Source organism: Meishania litoralis (genome assembly GCF_042611095.1).
In the GTDB taxonomy this organism is placed as follows: domain Bacteria; phylum Bacteroidota; class Bacteroidia; order Flavobacteriales; family Flavobacteriaceae; genus Meishania; species Meishania litoralis.
The window spans coordinates 36224-55146 of the sequence record NZ_JBHFPV010000002.1 but is presented as its reverse complement, the minus strand read 5'-3'; the positions used below and the strand labels follow the sequence as shown (position 1 = coordinate 55146).

Below are 18923 nucleotides of genomic sequence, written 5' to 3'. Positions count from 1 at the left end.
TTGTACAACTAACCAATAATTAACAAAATTATGAAATTTAATTTCGACAAAAGCTCCTTTCTATTCAGAAATGGGCTTCTAAGGAACATTATGAGAACATTTATCTTATTGTTTTGTGCCTCTATTTTCGCCGCGATTCCTAACAACTTATTATCTCAGAATTCCAGGGTTAGGATAGATGAAGATACGATGGCAACCGTAGATGAGGTGTTCGACCTTGTCTCAGAACAGACCGATTACAAATTTTTTTATGAAGAAGGCTTATTCAAAGACTTTCCAATGATTCACCTGCGGAAAGGTGTCGTAAGGGCAAACAAGTTGCTAAGTAGTTTATCCCTAGGCAATCTAGAGATAAGAATAACCAGCGGCAATCTTGTTGCGATAAACGAAAAGCCCATTATATCTAACAAAGAACGGCAAACACATCCCGTTTCCGGTAATGTTGTTGACAACAATGGCCAACCTTTGCCCGGAGCCAATATTGTGGAAAAAGGAACCTCGAATGGTACTCAAACCGATTTTGATGGGAACTTTGAAATCAATGTAGCGGACTCAAACGCAATTATTGTAATTTCCTATTTAGGCTTTGTAACCCAAGAAGTGCCAATAAATGGCCAAAAGCAGATAAATGTTACCTTAAGTGAAGATACCGCAAGTTTGGATGAAGTTGTGGTCGTGGGTTATGGAACCCAGAAAAAAGAGAATGTTACCGGAGCCGTGTCTTCTGTCGATTTTGAAGAAGTTATTTCGGGAAGGGCACAGACAACTTCGTCAAGAGCTCTTCAAGGAGCCATACCGGGATTAAACATAAGCTTTGGGCAAGGTCGTCCGGGGACAGGAGCGGATATAGACATTAGGGGCATAGCCAGTATCAATGGTCGAACCGGGCAACCCTTGATACTTTTGGACAACGTCCCCGTAAACCTTGAGGATGTGAATCCAAATGATATCAAATCCATTTCGGTTTTAAAAGACGCATCTTCCTCTGCTATATACGGCGGTAGGGCTGCATTTGGTGTAGTTTTGATTACTACAAAAAAGGGAGTTAGAAACAGCGGCACCAATTTTAATTATTCCACCACGATGTCCATCAGTAAGCCCACGGAAGTAGCAAAGGCCGCCACGACCGCAGAATTTGTAAGGGCTTTGACCGATTTCGGCACAACGACTTTTTGGACCGGGCAGGACATTCCCACATGGTTGGGATTTGTTGACGAATATGAGCAAAACCCTGGAAGCTATCCACTTGGATACGCTGAAAATGATGGATTGCGATATCCACTCGCCGTCGGTGATGTACTAGGTGATTTTATTGATAATCAAGGACTCACACAAGTACATAATTTTAATTTCAGCGGAGGCGGTGAAAAATCAAATTATAGGGTATCCTTGGGGTATAGCGATGAAGATGGTATTATGGTTACCGATAGGGACAGTTTTACGCGATATAACCTTAATGGATTTATCGAATCTGAAATTGCCACCAATCTTACGGCCAGCCTAAATACATTATATAGGGCCAGTAACAGATTGGATCCAATTGGAAACTATAACCAAGCCGTTTCATTTTATTCTTTCACGCCCGCAGGTAACTTTGTGACCGAGACCGGCGAGGAGATTCCATATGACACCCCTTCAAACATAGTTCGGTTGAGAACACCTGATGAAAGGGATGAAAAAACTACACGCTTAACAGGTAAATTACAGTACAAGCCTATTAACGGATTGACACTTACGGGAGAATATACATTTGAAAATAGTTTGCGTGATACACGTTCTACCGATAATCAGCCACTGACCATTTCCTCGCAACGGTTCACTCCCAATGGCGTTGGTATTACAAATTATTCCCGAACTCATTTAACAACGAGCAGAAATGCTTTGAACCTATACGGTTCATATGAGAAAAGTTTAGGGAACCACAATTTTTCCTTTCTTGCAGGATTTAACCAAGAGGAGTTTTCAAGTGAAAGTTTTACTGCTTCAGGACAGGATTTAATAAATCCGGACATCCCATTTTTAGACGGAACGACTACCAATCCTGCAGTGGAGGATTTCTTTGGTGAATGGGCTGTACAAGGGGTTTTTGGACGATTTACCTATAACTACGCCGAGAAATACCTGCTTGAGGCGAATGCCAGATACGACGGGTCTTCCCGTTTTCCGAAAAATGATCGTTTTGGGGTGTTCCCTTCCTTTTCGGCAGGCTGGGTCGTTTCAAAAGAGGGGTTTTTCGAGCCTTTGACCAGTGTAGTGACCAGTTTGAAGTTTAGGGGTTCTTGGGGTGATATCGGCAATCAGATTACGACGTTGCCGAACGACCCCGATACAGAGGATTTTTATCCGTTTCTCCCCGGGTTACCTGCCAGTAATTCTCAGTGGATAGACCCAACGACAGGGAATCGATATATAACCGTTGGAAGTCCCGCACTTGTAAGTCCTAGTTTTACTTGGGAGCGTGCCAGGACCCTTAATTTGGGTATGGATGCGAGCTTTTTCAATAATCGTTTCACCACGACGCTTGAATGGTTCAACAGAAAGGTTCTTGATCAATTGGATGGCGGCCTACCTGCTCCTGCTGTTCTGGGAGCCGCTCCTCCTCTGGTCAATGTGGCAGATAGTGAAAACTTGGGATGGGAGGTCACATTAGGATGGCAGGATACTATTGGCGACGATTTTTCTTATTATATCAATGCGAACGTATCAGATGTTTATAAATCTGAAATCACAAGCTTGAACAATGATGCCCGATTGCTCAATTCTCCGTATGTGGGTCGGGAATTTGGTGAGATTTGGGGATTACAATCAGATGGCTTCTTTACAGTTGACGATTTCGTGGAAGGAACGCTGGATGAAAACCTACAAAATGGAACCCTTAGGGAAGGGTTGGCATATTTCCAAGGCGTAAACCCAAATCCAGGGGATGCAAAATATGTTGATCTGGATGGTAACGGAGTTATCCAAAACGGGTCCAACGACTTGGATGACACACAAGATAGGACCATAATCGGGAACAGTAGAAGACGTTACCGTTATGGTGCCTCTGGAGGCGCAAGTTATAAAGGTTTTGACTTTTCGTTCAGACTTGTGGGAGTTGGCAAAAGGGCTATGAACATTAACAATCGGGTGTTTTGGCCTTACGACAACCAGTTCCAAAATATATTCCAGCATCAATTGGATTACTGGACACCGGAAAATACCGATGCCTTTTATCCCAGAATTTATATTGAGGGCCAAGGTAATTATCCCAGAAGTAGGGCAACCCAATCCAGATACCTGTCGAACGGGGCGTATCTGACGGTACAGAACATTACGTTCGGTTATTCAATTCCACAATCGGCCTTGGATAAGACCTTTATCGATAATGTAAGAATATTTTTTACAGCGGAAAATCCGATAATGATCGACCATTTACCTGATGGATTGCATCCGGAGTTCGAGAATTTAGGAGGTGGGGGTACATACCCGTTCAGGAAACAATATGGACTTGGATTGAACATGACATTTTAAAAAACAGAACTATGAAAAAAATATTTGTATTAATTGGCTTTATGATTTTCGTTCTTTACTCATGTACCGATGAATTGGAACGATTGCCTCAAGATCAATTTTTGGTGGAAAATACGTTTACTGCCAATGCCAACTTTGAGACCTATGCCTGGCAACTTTATGGAATGTTCCCGGGTTACGACCTTGATGTACTCGACCTTGAGTTCGATACCGACTTGATGTGTGACAACAATAATGGAAATAATGGTAGTGATTGGCTCCAAGGGCGTATTATAGTGGATGCAGAGAGTGAAGATTATTCTAATCCGTATAGCTGGATACGAACGGCCAATATAATGTTGGACAATATTGACCAGGCTCCGATTACCGACGTCGATAAAAACCATTGGCGAAGCATTGGGCTCTTTTTCAGGTCGTTCCAGTATTTTAGGTTATTGAATCGCTATGGAGGTGTACCTTGGATTGAAACTGCCATTTCGGAAGCGGATACCGAGGTATTGTTCTCGGCTAGGGAAAGTCGTGATGTAGTTGCGGCCAATATTCTCAGAGATCTTACATATGCCGAGCAAAACATTATTGCCGAAGGTACCGCGCCCAATTCTATCACCCAAGATGTGGTGCGCGCCCTTATTTCCCGTTTTGGGCTGTTTGAAGGTACTTGGCGAAAGTACCATGGCTTAAGTGATGCCGACACCTATTTACAGGCAAGTGCAAATGCTTCACAAGCATTAATCGATGGCCATACATTACACCCAAACTATGATGAGGTTTTCAACAGTGCCGATTTGGCATCAACAGCTGGTATTTTTCTTCACAAACAATACGAAGTTGGGATATTGACACATATTATTACAAGTCGTATGAGAAATTCGGCAGGCAATTGGGACCTTACCAAAAAAGGTGCTGATACATATTTATTCACAGATGGCACTCCTGTCAAAGCCAATGCTAATTGGACAGATTTGGAGAAGGACCCCTATACTGAATTTAGGGATCGAGACCGAAGGATGCTCATTACCACCGTTCCGCCTTATCAAATCCAGAATCCACCCGGGATATCCGGCAATACTACCGAATGGGAGCATACGGGCGACCCAACCCATCGGGAATATATTGATTTTATGGCCGGGTTATCGCAGCCGGAAATACATCAATTGCCCGACGTGAATTGGAGAGGATTGACCGTAAGGCGCTCCCCCCATTTTCGTAAGAATAACCGAGGGCACGGATATAATGTGACCCAAACAGGGTACAAACTATGGAAATATTTTGATAAACTCGCTTCTATACAAAATCAGGATTTTGCAGATGCCCCGATCTTTAGATTAGGTGAAATCATGGTAAATCATGCCGAGGCCAAATATGAACTGGGGGAATTTGACCAAGAAGTTGCCGATGTTTCCGTTAATAAATTGAGGGGAAGAGGTGGTGTGGCTCCTTTGAATTTAACAGGTATTACGGAAGACCCCGATAGAGATCCAGAAATTCCGTCCGTACTTTGGGAAATAAGAAGAGAGCGAGCCGTAGAGCTTATGGGCGAAGGCTATCGTTTCGATGATTTAAGAAGGTGGAGAAAAATGGCCGATTATGCCACCAGTGAGAGGCAAGTCGGGAGATGGATTGTTGCTAGCGATGAAGATAATAATGTGCCGATTGTAGGTGGGGCGGCAGAGGGATATGTTTTACCAGACGCATGGAACAATGCACCGACACCATGGCCCGATCATTACTATCTGTTTCCGATACCCTCAAATGAAATTGCGATAAACCCAGAAATTGAACAAAACCCCGGATGGTAATATTTGGTAAATTCAAAATATTAAAGTTTAGTTTGTTGAGTTAGTTTTATTGCTTGATCGAGAGGATGTTCGTGAATAAATCGGACATCCTCTTTTCACAAAAAAACAAATAGACCCGATTAGTTGGTTCTAGCATTATTTACCCGCGACTTGGCCATCAAGTCTTGAAAATTAAAACGACTTAAAATACCTCTTAGAGAAAAAATGAACACCTTTTTAAGAAAAATTTGCCGATTATTAGTATTGTCTATACTTATGGTCGCAGCCAGTTGCAACTTATCTGGTAAAAAGACAAACAAAGAAGTTGGCGAGGCTAAAAATAAAATTATTGACCGCCGTCCTAACATCTTACTTATTTATGTGGATGACCTTGGCTATGGGGATGTAAGCGCATATGGTGGAACCGAGCTTGCAACTCCGAATATAGACCGTATTGCGAAGAACGGTATTCGGTTTACCAATGGGTACGCAACTTCGGCCACTTGTACGCCAAGTAGATATGCAATCCTTTCGGGAGAATACCCATGGAGGAACCAAAAAGCCCATATCCTGCCAGGAAATGCCCCCTTGTTGTTCGACACTTCAAGAGAAACATTTCCTTCCATGTTAAAAAAAGCAAATTATACAACGGCTGTAATTGGAAAATGGCATCTTGGCCTTGGAGGAGAAACTTTGGATTGGAACTCAGAGATAAAACCTGGGCCGAATGAGATAGGTTTTGATTATTCGTATATTTTGGCCTCCACAAACGACAGGGTTCCTTCCGTATACGTTGAAAATGACAAAGTTGTTGGGCTAAGCCCTGACGACTCCTTGGAGGTAAGTTATAATGAGAACTTTCCAGGTGAACCGACAGGAAAAGAAAACCCTGAACTATTAAAACTCCATCCGAGCCATGGGCATGATATGAGTATCCATAACGGAATATCCCGTATAGGGTATATGAAAGGCGGGAAATCCGCCCTGTTCATTGATGAAAATATGTCGGATACCATTATGGTAAAGACCAAAGAGTTCATTTCATCGAACAAGAACAACCCCTTCTTTCTTTTCTATTCGCTCCATCAGCCCCACGTTCCAAGAACACCTCACCCAAGGTTTGTGGGCAGCTCCGGCATGGGCCCAAGGGGAGATGCCATTCTAGAGGCCGATTGGACCATTGGTCAGATTCTAGATCAGTTGGAAAATCTGGGCATTGCAGAAAATACGATAGTGGTTTTTTCAAGTGATAATGGTCCCGTTCTCGACGACGGCTATCAGGACAATGCCGTTGAAAAAATTGGAAATCATAAACCCGGAGGGCCATTACGGGGAGGGAAATACAGTATGTTCGATGCGGGAACCAGAGTTCCGTTCTTAGTGAGCTGGCCAGGAACAATTAAAGCATCAACCTCAGATGCCTTAGTTTGCCAGTTGGATTTAATGGGATCTTTTGCAAGCCTTCTCGGATTGGAAAATTCGGCTTTGGATAGCGAAGATACCCTTGATGTGTTTCTTGGCAAATCGCACAAGGGAAGGACGCAATTAGTCTTGGAAGCCATGGGCAAGACCTTTTATAGACAAGGGGACTGGATCATGATCCCCCCGTATGAAGGACCAAAGATTATAAATAAATGGGTTAGGAACGAAACGGGAAACTTGGAAGAATACCAATTGTTCAATATTAAAGAGGATATTGCACAACAAAATAATCTGGCCGATAAATATCCGGAAAAGGTCAAGGAATTGACCAAGGCCATGAATGAGGTCAAAAACAAAGGTTAGTGCCAATTTGATTTTTGAAAATGATCAATAAAGCAATGTACGGTACCCCATGGACATTTTTCGAACAGAAAAAGATGTGGGCTGCAATCATAATGCAAAATTTCACGGCCATAATATGCCTTTTTGTTGGAACGGTTGGGTTTTCACAGGAAGAGAAACCAAATTTCATTATTTTTTTCGTAGATGATCTTGGCTGGAACGATGTTGGTTTCATGGGTAGCAAATTTTATGAAACACCACATATAGACAGAATGGCCCGGGAAGGAATGAAGTTTACCAGTGCCTATGCCAACGCACCCAATTGTGCACCGTCAAGAGCTTGTTTAATGAGTGGTCTATATACCCCGAGACACGGAATATATACCGTGGGAACCACGGAACGGGGAAGATCTGAAGACCGGAAATTGATACCGACTCCAAATAAAACCGAATTGCCGGGAACAATAGTGACACTGGCCGAGGCCTTGAAAGCAATTGGCTATTATAACGCACATATGGGCAAATGGCATTTGGGCAATGATTCGGAAACAGGGCCTGAGGCGCAAGGATTTGACATAAACATAGCCGGTAATAAATCAGGAGCGCCCAAATCCTATTTTAGCCCTTACAGGAATCCAGACCTTACAGATGGTCCTGAAGGGGAATATATTACCGATCGATTGACAGAAGAAGCGTTGGATTTTATCGAGGAACACCAAAAAAAACCTTTTTTTCTTTACTTATCCCACTACGCGGTACATACGCCCATACAGGCAAAAAAAGAAATGGTGGCAAAATATAGGAATAAAGCGCCATTTGGAAAACAGGACGACCCGGAATATGCCGCCATGGTTGAAAGTGTGGATCGGAGTTTGGGAAAGATCCTGCTCAAACTAAAAGAATTGGACCTGGATGAAAATACGCTGGTCCTGTTTTTTTCAGATAATGGAGGCTTTGGAAGTGCTACCGATCATTTTCCGTTAAAAGGTTCCAAGGGAATGCTGTACGAGGGAGGTATTAGGGAACCCATGATAGCCTGGTGGCCCGGTCGAATCGAACCTGACTCTAAAACGGATGAGGTGGTCATGGGAATCGATTTTTACCCTACCCTGGTAGAATTGGCAGGAGGTAAAAAGTATGATTATTTGCTGGATGGTCACTCCCTCGTTCCATTGCTATTTCAAAAAGACGGATGGCACAGGGATGCCATTTACTGGCATTTTCCGGCATATCTGCAAACATATAGGGGAATAAAGCAAAAAGACGCATTGACAAAGGGTTGGCGAGCCGTACCTTCAGGGGCCATTAGAAAGGGAGAGTGGAAACTTATCGAGGACTTTGAGGACGGAAACCTTCAATTGTATAACCTAAAGGAAGATATTTCGGAAAGCAACGACCTGTCAGGTACTAATCCGACTAAAAGAGAAGAACTATTGCAAGATTTACGACAATGGAGGTTAGAGGTAGGTGCCCCGGTTCCCACCGAGCTGAATCCCCGATATAAGAATTAAACTCGCAAAAAATGAAAAATCGACTAATACGAATTTTGCCGATATCGATCCTTTTAATCTCGGTCGCGATAGCGGGTTGTAAAAAAAAGATGTCCGAAAGTGCAATTACTGTAAAAGATAACAGGCCCAATATTATTTATATCCTTGCCGATGACTTGGGATACGGGGATATCGGCTTTACCGGACAGGAAAAGTTTAATACGCCGAATATTGATAGATTGGCCAAAGACGGAATGTTCTTTTCCCAACATTATTCTGGATCCACCGTTTGTGCCCCGTCCAGATCGTCCCTAATGACCGGGCAACATACTGGCCATACCTTTATTCGGGGAAACAGGGAGGTCAGGCCCGAAGGGCAGTATCCTTTGGCCGCTGGTACGATTACTATGGCAGAGATCTTTAAAAACGAAGGTTATGTAACTGGTGCTTTTGGTAAATGGGGCCTTGGATATCCCGGTTCCGAAGGAGATCCGAACCATCAAGGTTTCGACGAATTTTATGGGTATAACTGTCAAAGGATAGGACACAACTATTACCCTTACCACCTATGGCACAATCAGACCAAGGAATTGCTCGATGGTAATAAATTGAAACAGATTAATACTTATGCACCTGAAAGCATTCATGAAAAGGCCATCGCATTTCTCGAAAAAAATAAGGATACAACATTTTTCATGTACTACCCATCCATTATTCCCCATGCAGAATTGATGGCCCCGGAACGATATATGAAAAAACATCGCGCAAATTTTCAACCTGAAAAAGGTTATAAAGGTGTTGATGATGGGGAGCGTTATAAAAATGGAGGTTATGGCTCACAAAAAGACCCACATACGGCTTTTGCGGCAATGGTGGATTTGTTGGATGAACAGGTCGGGGATATCCGCAAAAAAGTCGAAGAATTGGGCATTGCCGATAACACCATAATCATTTTCACATCCGACAACGGGCCCCACAAAGAAGGAGGCGCAGACCCGGATTTTTTCAATAGCAACTCAAATTTACGGGGGTATAAGCGTGATCTGTATGAAGGTGGCATACGGGTGCCTATGATTGCGCACTGGCCCGGGAAAATAAAGTCAGGAACCACTTCGGATCATGTTTCAGCCTTCTGGGACGTTCTTCCTACGATCTGCGATATTTTAAATGTCCCGGTCCCGAAATACACTGATGGGGTTTCGTTTTTGCCGGAAATGTTGGGTCAAGAACAAAAAGAGCACGAATACCTGTATTGGGAATTCCATGAAGGAGGAGGCAAACAGGCCGTGCGGCTTGGAAATTGGAAAGGGGTACGCCTTGATGTAGCAAATAACCCCGATGCACCCATTGAACTATACAATCTTGATCTGGATATGGCGGAAGAAACCGACATAGCGGATACTTCCCCCGAAATAGTTAAACAAATCGACCAGATTATGAAACAGGAGCATGTTTTTTCCAAAGAATTCTCCTTTCAATTCGAAAAAATGGTCATAGAACAATGATAAGGTAAAGGGATGGGGCACGGTTTCCATGAATCGAAAAGATATATGAACAAAATACTAGCAATATTTATATTATTCGGAAATACGATGTTTGTGAACTCACAAACAGACCATGATTCCGCACTTAAGGATTCGAGTAAATTCAAATCGGATATTGAAAGGCCTAATTTTGTTTTGATTCTTGCGGACGATCTTGGCTTTGCCGATCTAGGCTTAAATGGCAGCAAACAGATTAGGACACCCAATATTGGCCAATTGGCCAAAAACGGCGTAAACTTTACCAACGCTTATGTGTCATCGGCGGTTTGTAGCCCATCCAGGGCCGGGCTGTTAACAGGTGTAAACCAAGTTGAGTTTGGATACGACAATAACCTCCCCAGTAAAACGGTAGAAGGATTGGATCCCAATTACCAAGGATTACCCCTAACCGAGAAAACGATAGCCACAAGATTGAGGGCTTTGGGATATACTACCGGTCTCGTGGGAAAATGGCACTTGGGATACCAAAAGAAATACCATCCTACAAATCATGGGTTTGACGAGTATTGGGGCTATGTGGCGGGAGGACACGATTATTTTGCCTCCAAAGTTGGCAGCAGTGGTTATTTGGCTCCGTTGGAAAGTAATTATAAAACACCCGAAAAAATCACCTATCTAACGGACGATAAAGGAAATGAATGTGTCGATTTTATAACGCGAAACAAAAACAAACCGTTTTTTTTATTTGCTTCTTTTAATGCTCCCCACACACCACTTCAAGCACTCGAAGAGGATTTGGAATTGTACAAAAACATTGAAGACCCATCTAGAAGAACCTATGCCGCTATGGTCCACCGATTGGATGTAAACATCGGCAAAATTGTCAAAACACTAAAGGAAAACAATTTATTTGAAAACACTTTGGTCGTTTTTCTAAGCGATAATGGCGGCCCAGTCGACAGCAATTTCTCATGTAACGCACCTCTCAATGGCCAAAAAGGAATTTTACTCGAAGGGGGTATTCACGTACCCTTTATAATGTCTTGGCCAAAAAAACTACCTAAGACAAAAAATTATGGGCCTATGGTTTCTTCATTGGATATTGCACCGACTTTTTTTGAATTGGCCGGAGGTAGTATTGATGGAAAAAAGTTTTCGGGTGTTAACCTAATCCCATTTGTCATAAGGCATAAAACCGGTGCACCGCACAATAATTTAAAATGGAAATTCACTATCAGTCGAGCCATTAGGGAAGGAAATTGGAAGCTGGTCAGCATACCTGACCGTTTACCAATGCTCTATGACCTTGCATCCGATATATCCGAACAAAACGACGTCTCCTTAAAGTATATAAATAAAACAAGCTATTTATTGGACAAGCTTGGAAAATGGGATATATCACTCCCCCATCCTTTAATACTGGAAGGAGCGCAATGGAAGTCCAGACAGCTTAAACTGTACGATAAGAAATATCCGTTGACTCAACCTATAAATGCCACTGAAAAAAAATTAGAATTAATTCATTTAAATCAGAGGAAGGCACTTTAAGCAACGGCCACAATCATTCATAATATTTGGTTATCGATTATTTGTAATAGTAATGATAGGCACAGCTATTTAACCTGTTTTATGGTTTGGTTTACATTTTTTAAAAGATTTTTGGTTTATCGGATTCAAATTATTGCAAACTTGAGGAAGAAAAATGAGTCCAAATCCAGATTTAATCATTATAGAATCGTTGCCATAGTGCTGTTCAAAATTAAAAGAGTGTATATACGGTGGGTGGGTAACCACAAGGATTATAGTAGATTAAAGAACATCGATAAATTGTAAAAGCAATGAGCACAATTTCTCACAAACAATATGTAGAAGCCAATCTTCGCTTGGAAGAGCTTCTAAAAGAGGTTGATAACAATACTCCTGAGGATTCTCTTTCGTCTAAAGAACTCATTGAGGTCAGTGATATTATTGAGCAATACGAAGAAGTTCATTTCCCCATGGGATTACCTACTTTACAAGAAATGATTGAACTTCGTATGTTTGAAACGGGTTTGAAGAGAAAGGATTTAGCAGCACTTTTAAATACCAGTGCATCCAGAATCAGTGATTACCTTAATGGAAAGCGTGAAATCACCTTAAAAGTAGCCAAAGCTTTGCACCAAAAACTGAATATAGACAGCGATATCATATTACAATAATGGCTTTATGGAAAACAAAATAGTATTAAAAGAAAACAAAGGTTTTCACCTATTTTCCACCTCAAATGCCCCTACCCCTTTGTTTATGGGCAATTTAACATACTGCATCGGGAAGTAACCGCTTATTAATACTTCTATTAAACTCTAGTTGCTTTTCAAAATAAATTGAATGAATTATCCACACTTTCCGATTCTTCCTATTTATCGATTACTTCGGCTATTCGAAGAAGTTTCAAATATCAACTTGATGATTTAAGTATCTTTCGGCCGTTAATTCGAGACATTACGGTTATTTCGATAATCGAAATGTGTCCGGTACACTTTTCAAAAGGTATTCAACCACTGGAGTTTTTACGAGAATTGGACAACATTTCACTAGACACAATAAAACTGCTCATCTGTTATGATCAAAAAAAACCTAATAGTATTCGGTACTCGACCTGAAGCCATTAAAATGGCACCACTGGTGAAAGCATTTTCGTCAAATGAAAATTTCATCACCAAGGTATGTGTTACCGGGCAGCATCGCGAGATGTTAGATCAAGTTCTGGAGTTTTTCGACATCAAACCCGATTATGATATGAACTTGATGAAAAAAGAACAAAACCTGTACAATCTTACGGCCGATATTATCACAGGCCTAAAACCGATTTTGGAAGAGTTTCAACCGGATTATGTCTACGTTCATGGTGACACTACCACTACTATGAGCGCCAGTATCGCGGCGTTCTATTCAGGGGCCAAGATCTGCCATGTAGAAGCGGGACTTCGAACCTTCAACAAGCATGCGCCTTTTCCTGAAGAAATTAACAGGACCATTACGGGCCATATAGCGGATTATCATTTTGCGCCAACAAAAAATTCATTTGACAATCTGATCAAAGAAGGTATTTCTGAATCCAGCATTCTAATATCGGGAAATACAGTAATCGATGCGCTCATACAAAGTGTAGAAAAGGTAGATAAGATAAACGACCATGAAATTGAAACGCTTAAAGATGAGATTGATTTCACCAAGCGTATTATTTTGGTGACCGGGCATAGGCGCGAAAATCATGGGCAGGGTTTCATAAATATATGTGAGGCCCTAAAAAAAATAGCAAATTCTTCTGAGAACCTACAAATCGTCTACCCGGTACATTTAAATCCTAAGGTCCAAAAACCGGTTTATGAAGTTTTGGGCCAGTTGAAAAACGTAAAATTAATATCTCCGCTCGCCTACCCGGCCTTCGTATGGTTGATGAACCAAGCTGAATTAGTGATAACCGATAGCGGAGGGGTTCAAGAAGAAGCACCTAGTTTAGGCAAACCTGTTCTGGTCATGAGGGACACGACCGAAAGACCCGAGGCCGTTGAAGCCGGTACTGTTTTGCTGGTGGGAACAAATACCGATAAAATCGTAAATGAAACTTTACGCTTGTTGAACAATCATGAACTTTATAAGAAAATGAGCAAATTACATAACCCATATGGAGATGGAAAAGCTTGTAGTCGAATCGTAAGGCACATGCAAAATGCCCCGATTTAATAATCTGGGTTATAAAGTTATGGGCATGTTCGAGGTAATTAAAACAGAAAATGCCAAGTTAGTTTCCAACATTAAATTAAACAAGTTGGACTTCCCTCGAAAAGCCTTCTATCGGTATTATGAGTGATATTTAAGTCATTAGTCTATTTTTTGGCAATATCTTCTTGTTAAACTCTAATTTCGAACCAAGAAATAATTTTTACGATTCTACGGTATGAAATTATGCTTTGTCAAAAGCCGCTATTTGAAATTAGGGCGATTATGACGAACAGTCTTTCATGCTCAAAAATATTGGTCATATGTAGGATTTAGGACTAAGTACCAAAAGAAATGAAACAAATTACAGATTTAAAAGAGGTAAAAGACAATCTGCCGATCAAGACAGAAAATATGTCGGGTGCTATCGCCGACCTAAATCAAAATGACAATCCTGGCAAAAATACCAGGGTAGCCATAATCGGTGGAGGACTTATGGGAATGGCACTCGCACATAGGGTTTCAGAGCTGAACACTACCGTAAAGGTATTCGAAAGCGGTTCGCAGTTGGGCGGCCTTTCGACCCATCACGACTACGGTGACTTCTCATGGGACAAGTTTTACCACGTAATCGTACCGACGGACGGTAGCTTGATAAATTTGATAAAAGATATCGGCCTCGAAGAAAAATTAAGATGGAGTCGTTCATATACGGGCTACTACGTCGATAAAAAATTTCATTCTCTAAATAGCCCAAAAGAATTTTTATTATTTCCCCTTTTGAACATTTGGGATAAAGTACGACTCGTTTTCACGATTTTTTATGGCGGTCGAATAAACGATTGGAAAAAGTTGGAAAGAACCACCGTCAAAGATTGGTTGATAAAAATGGGCGGCAAAAAGAATTTTACCAAATTTTGGGAGCCCCTTTTGTTGGCCAAACTTGGAGAAAACTACAAAAGGGTATCCGCAGTTTTTATATGGACCTATATTCGTAGGCTCTTTAAGGCCAGGGAACATCCTGTTGAAAAAGACTATATGGGTTATGTTTCGGGAGGTTACAAAACTGTTTTTGACCGTTTGAAAGACCTTCTTGCCAAGAAAGGTTCAAGTGTAATGTTGAACACTTCGGTAGAAAGCATAGTGCTATTGGCCGATGGCGGCCTAGAGGTAAGGTACAACGACAAAATAGAACATTTTGACAAAGTAATATTTACGGCACCTATAAACATACTTGAAAAAGTCACTTCGCCAACTCTCTTTGAGATCAAAAAAACCGACAAGTCTATCGAATATCTTGGCGTAGTTTGTTTGGCTTTGGTGACCAGAAAGCCTTTGACACCTTTTTATGTTCTTAACATGGGTGATGTAAACACTCCTTTTACAGGGGTAATCGGCATTAGTTCATTGGTGGACCAAGAAGAGACGGCCGGAAATTACATTACATATTTCCCTAAATATATTCCTTCCGACCATGAATACTGGGATATGTCGGACGAAGCAATAAGAGAAATATTCATGTCAGGTGTAAGAAACCTATACCCGGATCTTGTAGATGACGATATTGTATCAACCCATATCAATAGGGCATATAAAGTGCAGCCGTTGCAGGTTTTGAACTACTCTGGCATAATACCAAAAATCAAAACCAAGCATCCCGACTTTTTTATACTTAACACTTCACAATTCGTGAACGATTCGGTCAATAACAATCGGGTGGTGCAGCATGTCGACGGCTTTATGGAACAAGTTGCCAAAGAACTTGAAAAAGGGCCAATAACAAACCTTCGCTAAAATTATGGGCAAAAGAGCAGCCAGTCTTTCTTTAGACCTGGACAATAAATGGTCTTACATGAAGAACAACGGTTCGGATAATTGGAATGAATTTCAATCTTATCTCGACATTTTTGTTCCCTATGTCTTGGAATTATTGAAAGAACTGGACCTAAAATTGACATTTTTCGTAGTCGGCCAAGATGCTGAGTTCGAGAAAAATCATAAGTACCTAAAAATGATAGCCGACGAGGGCCATGAGATAGGCAATCATTCGTTCAAGCATGAGACTTTTCTCCATTTGTACACAAAAGAAGAATTACAAGTCGAGATCGAAAAAGCGCATACTGCCATTAAGAAGGTCACTGGCCGTGATTGCAAGGGATTTCGCGGACCCGGTTTTACTTGGAGCCAAGAACTCTTCGAAGTATTGGAAGAAAAAGGGTACTGCTACGATTCATCAACATTTCCGACTATAATCGGGCCACTGGCGCGAATGTATTATTTCAAAACTTCCAAATTGACCGATGAGCAAAAAAAGGAGCGAAAAGAGCTTTTTGGAAAGTTATCCGATGGCTTCATGAAATTAAGGCCCTATTTCTGGACGTTGAAAAACAATCGTAGGTTATATGAAGTTCCTGTGACGACGATGCCTTTGTTCAGACTTCCCATTCATATGACATATTTGGTGTACCTCAGTGCTATATCAGAACAATTGGCCTTCTTTTATCTAAAATGCGCAATTTATCTTTGCAAACTTACCCGAACCTCCCCGCATTTCTTGATTCATCCTACAGATCTGCTTGGCGGTGATATGGTTTCCGGAATGGAATTCTTTCCGGGTATGCAAATCGCCGGTCATAAGAAGGCGGCATTTTTCAAAAAGGTGATCGGAATTTTTTCCAGACATTTTACTTTGGTAAGCATGGATGGATTTGTTAACGGAATTCTGAAAACGAATAAGAAGGAAGTCAATATTAATAGTAAACCAATACTTTAAGCATTAGCTGTTTAATACTAAAAATATGGAAACAATTTATAAATCAACGGAAAAATTGGGCAGGTCGGCCAAGGTAGAAAAAAGACCTTCGGTAACGATTCTTTTACCCGCTTATAACGAGGCAGCCATAATTTCTGACAGTCTTACCATTCTCTGCGACCATATGGACGCGCTGAACGACAAATATGATTGGGACATTTTGATTGTCAACGATGGCAGTAAAGATAATACCGGTGCATTGGCCGAGGAGCTTGCAAACAAGCTTCCCAATATTTCTGTTCATCATAACACGGTCAACCAGAATTTAGGCGGTGCATTGCGCAATGGTTTTAAAATTGCCAAGGGCGAGTACATTGTTGTGCTTGACATTGACCTTAGTTTTGGCCCTGAGAATGTTGAAAACCTAATGGAAGCGGCTATTGCCCAAGACGCTGATATCGTAATTGCATCCCCCTATATGAAAGGCGGCAAGACAACGAACATACCTTTTCACAGATTGCTTTTGAGCAAGGTTCTAAATAAGTTCATGCGCCTTACGTCGGGAATAAACGTCCATAGTTTTACCGGTATGGCACGTGCCTATAAAAAAGAATTTTTAGATACTTTGAACCTAAAGACCAGCACCTACTCCATCAACCCTGAAATTCTTCAAAAGGCCCGGATCATGAGAGGTCGGATCATTGAGGTGCCTTCGAACCTGGACTGGACGTTCCAATTGAAATATGGAGAGAACAGAACTTCGAGCGTCAGTATATTCAAAGGTATTCTTAATGGGTTGATGTCAAGCTTTATTTTTAGGCCCTATGGATTTTTTATGATGGTAGGACTGCTACTTTTGATCGCTTCATTATATATGATCATATGGATATTCTATCATGTGTACGCGATATACCCTGAACTACAGGTTTCAGGTGAATTTTTTGACGATAGGTTTTCAGAAGCTGTCGCAGCCGTTTACAATAAGAGACCCCATGCTTTCTTGATTGGTGGGTTTACTTTTGTCGCCGCCATTCAGTTTTTGGGCCTAGGGTTCATTTCCTTGCAAAAGAAAAGGTACTTTGACGAGCTTTTCCATTTAAACTCCAACATCTTGAAAGAGAGCAAAAAGAACAAATAAGTTCGGTTTCTATGAATTGGCGTTCACATAAAAAAACATTGCCATTTCTGGCATTGGCAGTGCTCTACATTGCTGTTGCACTTGTCTTTTTCTCGAACGGCTTGATCGGCGATGAAACCCGCCATATGGGTTATGCGGTCAATTTGACCCAAGGATTTTTTACCGATTCGAGCAATCCTTATTTGGGTAATGGGCCTGGGTATCCATTGGTTCTTGCGGCTTTTATGGCCCTAGGCGCAGGTATTTTGTCTTTGAAGCTCTTGAATGTCATTTTTGTTCTAATCGGTGTGGCCTTGTTAAAAAAGACCATGGAATTTTTCACTGAAGAAAAAAAAGCCATCCTTTTTGCGGTGTTGATGGGTCTTTATCCCCCTTTATTGAGGTATATTCCCCTGTTGTATTCCGAGCCCTTGGCTTTCATGATTGTTTGTGCGATCGCGTACCATCTATCAAAGCTATTTCGGCAAGAAAAGTTCGATTGGAAACAAATTGTCGTACTTTCTTTCTATACCGGGTTTTTGGTACTGGTAAAGATTATTTTCTTTCAGGTAGTCGTTCTGAGCTTGCTCTGCGTACTGTCTTTGCATTTGTGGAAAAGGAACAACAAGAACATAAAAACAGCTTTGGCCCTAGTGGGAGGCCTATTGGTTATAACACCCTATCTATTATATGCCTATGCCATCACAGGAAAACCATTTTACATGGGTACCGGCGGGGGGGAGATTCTTTATCATCGTTCGACGCCGTTTGATGGCGAATGGGGAAATTGGTTTTCTAGGGAAGACGTACTGAACGGTCATTCGGCTACCGCCGAGCACTCTAGCACCTATAAAGATCTTAGCGAACTTTCAAAAAATCACCGTGACTTCTACTTGCAACTTGAACCATTGACACACATGCAACGGGATAGTGTTTTTAAAACGAAGGCAATAGCGAACATGAAAGAACATCCGGTGAAATACATTAAAAATACAGTGTCGAATGTCGGACGAATATTATTTCATTACCCCTTCTCTTATAGGGAACAAAACCTGAACGCTTTCGGATACCTAATACCCAACATGTTCATCGTCGTATTATGGATATTGAGTTTATACCCGGCTTTTAAGGCAAGAAAGCGAATACCTTATGCTATATACGCCTTTATGGTTTTTTCTTTGATTTATATATGCGGCATAGTACTGACCGAAGGTCGGGGCCGCAATTTCATCATAATGGTGCCGGCATTAGTGATATTCATGGCCTACGTTTATACGAACGTTCTTAGAATCGATCGCGTAAAATCAGAACACTAAGAAAACCTCA

Annotated in this window: 13 protein-coding genes; all 13 read left to right on the top strand. The window is 41.4% G+C overall.

Features of this window, described 5'->3' with window-relative positions:
- The first annotated feature begins 30 nt into the window (after positions 1 to 30).
- Positions 31 to 3510, top strand: a complete 3480-nt coding sequence (locus tag ACEZ3G_RS09245) for a SusC/RagA family TonB-linked outer membrane protein (protein WP_432425205.1) — start codon at positions 31 to 33, stop codon at positions 3508 to 3510.
- 11 nt (positions 3511 to 3521) lie between these two features.
- The gene (locus tag ACEZ3G_RS09240; RefSeq protein ID WP_432425204.1) at positions 3522 to 5309 is read left to right on the top strand and encodes a RagB/SusD family nutrient uptake outer membrane protein; all 1788 of its coding nucleotides are present in this window, start codon (positions 3522 to 3524) and stop codon (positions 5307 to 5309) included.
- A gap of 204 nt (positions 5310 to 5513) precedes the next feature.
- A complete protein-coding gene (locus ACEZ3G_RS09235) occupies positions 5514 to 7073 on the top strand; it encodes a sulfatase family protein (protein WP_432425203.1) in 1560 nt (519 codons plus the stop codon).
- A 20-nt stretch (positions 7074 to 7093) separates the two neighbouring features.
- Positions 7094 to 8563 carry a sulfatase gene (locus tag ACEZ3G_RS09230; RefSeq protein WP_432425202.1) on the top strand — a complete coding sequence of 490 codons (1470 nt, stop codon included), beginning with the start codon at positions 7094 to 7096 and terminating at the stop codon, positions 8561 to 8563.
- A gap of 11 nt (positions 8564 to 8574) precedes the next feature.
- A complete protein-coding gene (locus ACEZ3G_RS09225; RefSeq protein WP_432425201.1) occupies positions 8575 to 10047 on the top strand; it encodes an arylsulfatase in 1473 nt (490 codons plus the stop codon).
- A gap of 93 nt (positions 10048 to 10140) precedes the next feature.
- Positions 10141 to 11574: a sulfatase-like hydrolase/transferase gene (locus ACEZ3G_RS09220; protein ID WP_432425200.1), complete on the top strand. Its 1434-nt coding sequence runs from the start codon at positions 10141 to 10143 to the stop codon at positions 11572 to 11574.
- Positions 11575 to 11655: 81 nt separating this feature from the next.
- The gene (locus ACEZ3G_RS09215; RefSeq protein ID WP_432425199.1) at positions 11656 to 11859 is read left to right on the top strand and encodes a type II toxin-antitoxin system HigB family toxin; all 204 of its coding nucleotides are present in this window, start codon (positions 11656 to 11658) and stop codon (positions 11857 to 11859) included.
- Between the two features lie 5 nt (positions 11860 to 11864).
- On the top strand, positions 11865 to 12224 hold the full coding sequence (locus ACEZ3G_RS09210; protein ID WP_432425198.1) for a helix-turn-helix domain-containing protein: 360 nt from the start codon (positions 11865 to 11867) through the stop codon (positions 12222 to 12224).
- 403 nt (positions 12225 to 12627) lie between these two features.
- Entirely contained in the window at positions 12628 to 13752 is a 1125-nt protein-coding gene (gene wecB, locus ACEZ3G_RS09205; RefSeq protein WP_432425197.1) for a non-hydrolyzing UDP-N-acetylglucosamine 2-epimerase, read from the top strand.
- A gap of 330 nt (positions 13753 to 14082) precedes the next feature.
- Positions 14083 to 15522 (top strand): NAD(P)/FAD-dependent oxidoreductase, encoded by a 1440-nt coding sequence (locus tag ACEZ3G_RS09200; RefSeq protein WP_432425196.1) that lies wholly within the window; start codon positions 14083 to 14085, stop codon positions 15520 to 15522.
- A gap of 4 nt (positions 15523 to 15526) precedes the next feature.
- On the top strand, positions 15527 to 16501 hold the full coding sequence (locus ACEZ3G_RS09195; protein WP_432425195.1) for a polysaccharide deacetylase family protein: 975 nt from the start codon (positions 15527 to 15529) through the stop codon (positions 16499 to 16501).
- 25 nt (positions 16502 to 16526) lie between these two features.
- Positions 16527 to 17618 (top strand): glycosyltransferase family 2 protein, encoded by a 1092-nt coding sequence (locus tag ACEZ3G_RS09190; RefSeq protein WP_432425194.1) that lies wholly within the window; start codon positions 16527 to 16529, stop codon positions 17616 to 17618.
- An 11-nt stretch (positions 17619 to 17629) separates the two neighbouring features.
- Positions 17630 to 18913 (top strand): ArnT family glycosyltransferase, encoded by a 1284-nt coding sequence (locus ACEZ3G_RS09185; RefSeq protein ID WP_432425193.1) that lies wholly within the window; start codon positions 17630 to 17632, stop codon positions 18911 to 18913.
- Positions 18914 to 18923: the final 10 nt, after the last annotated feature.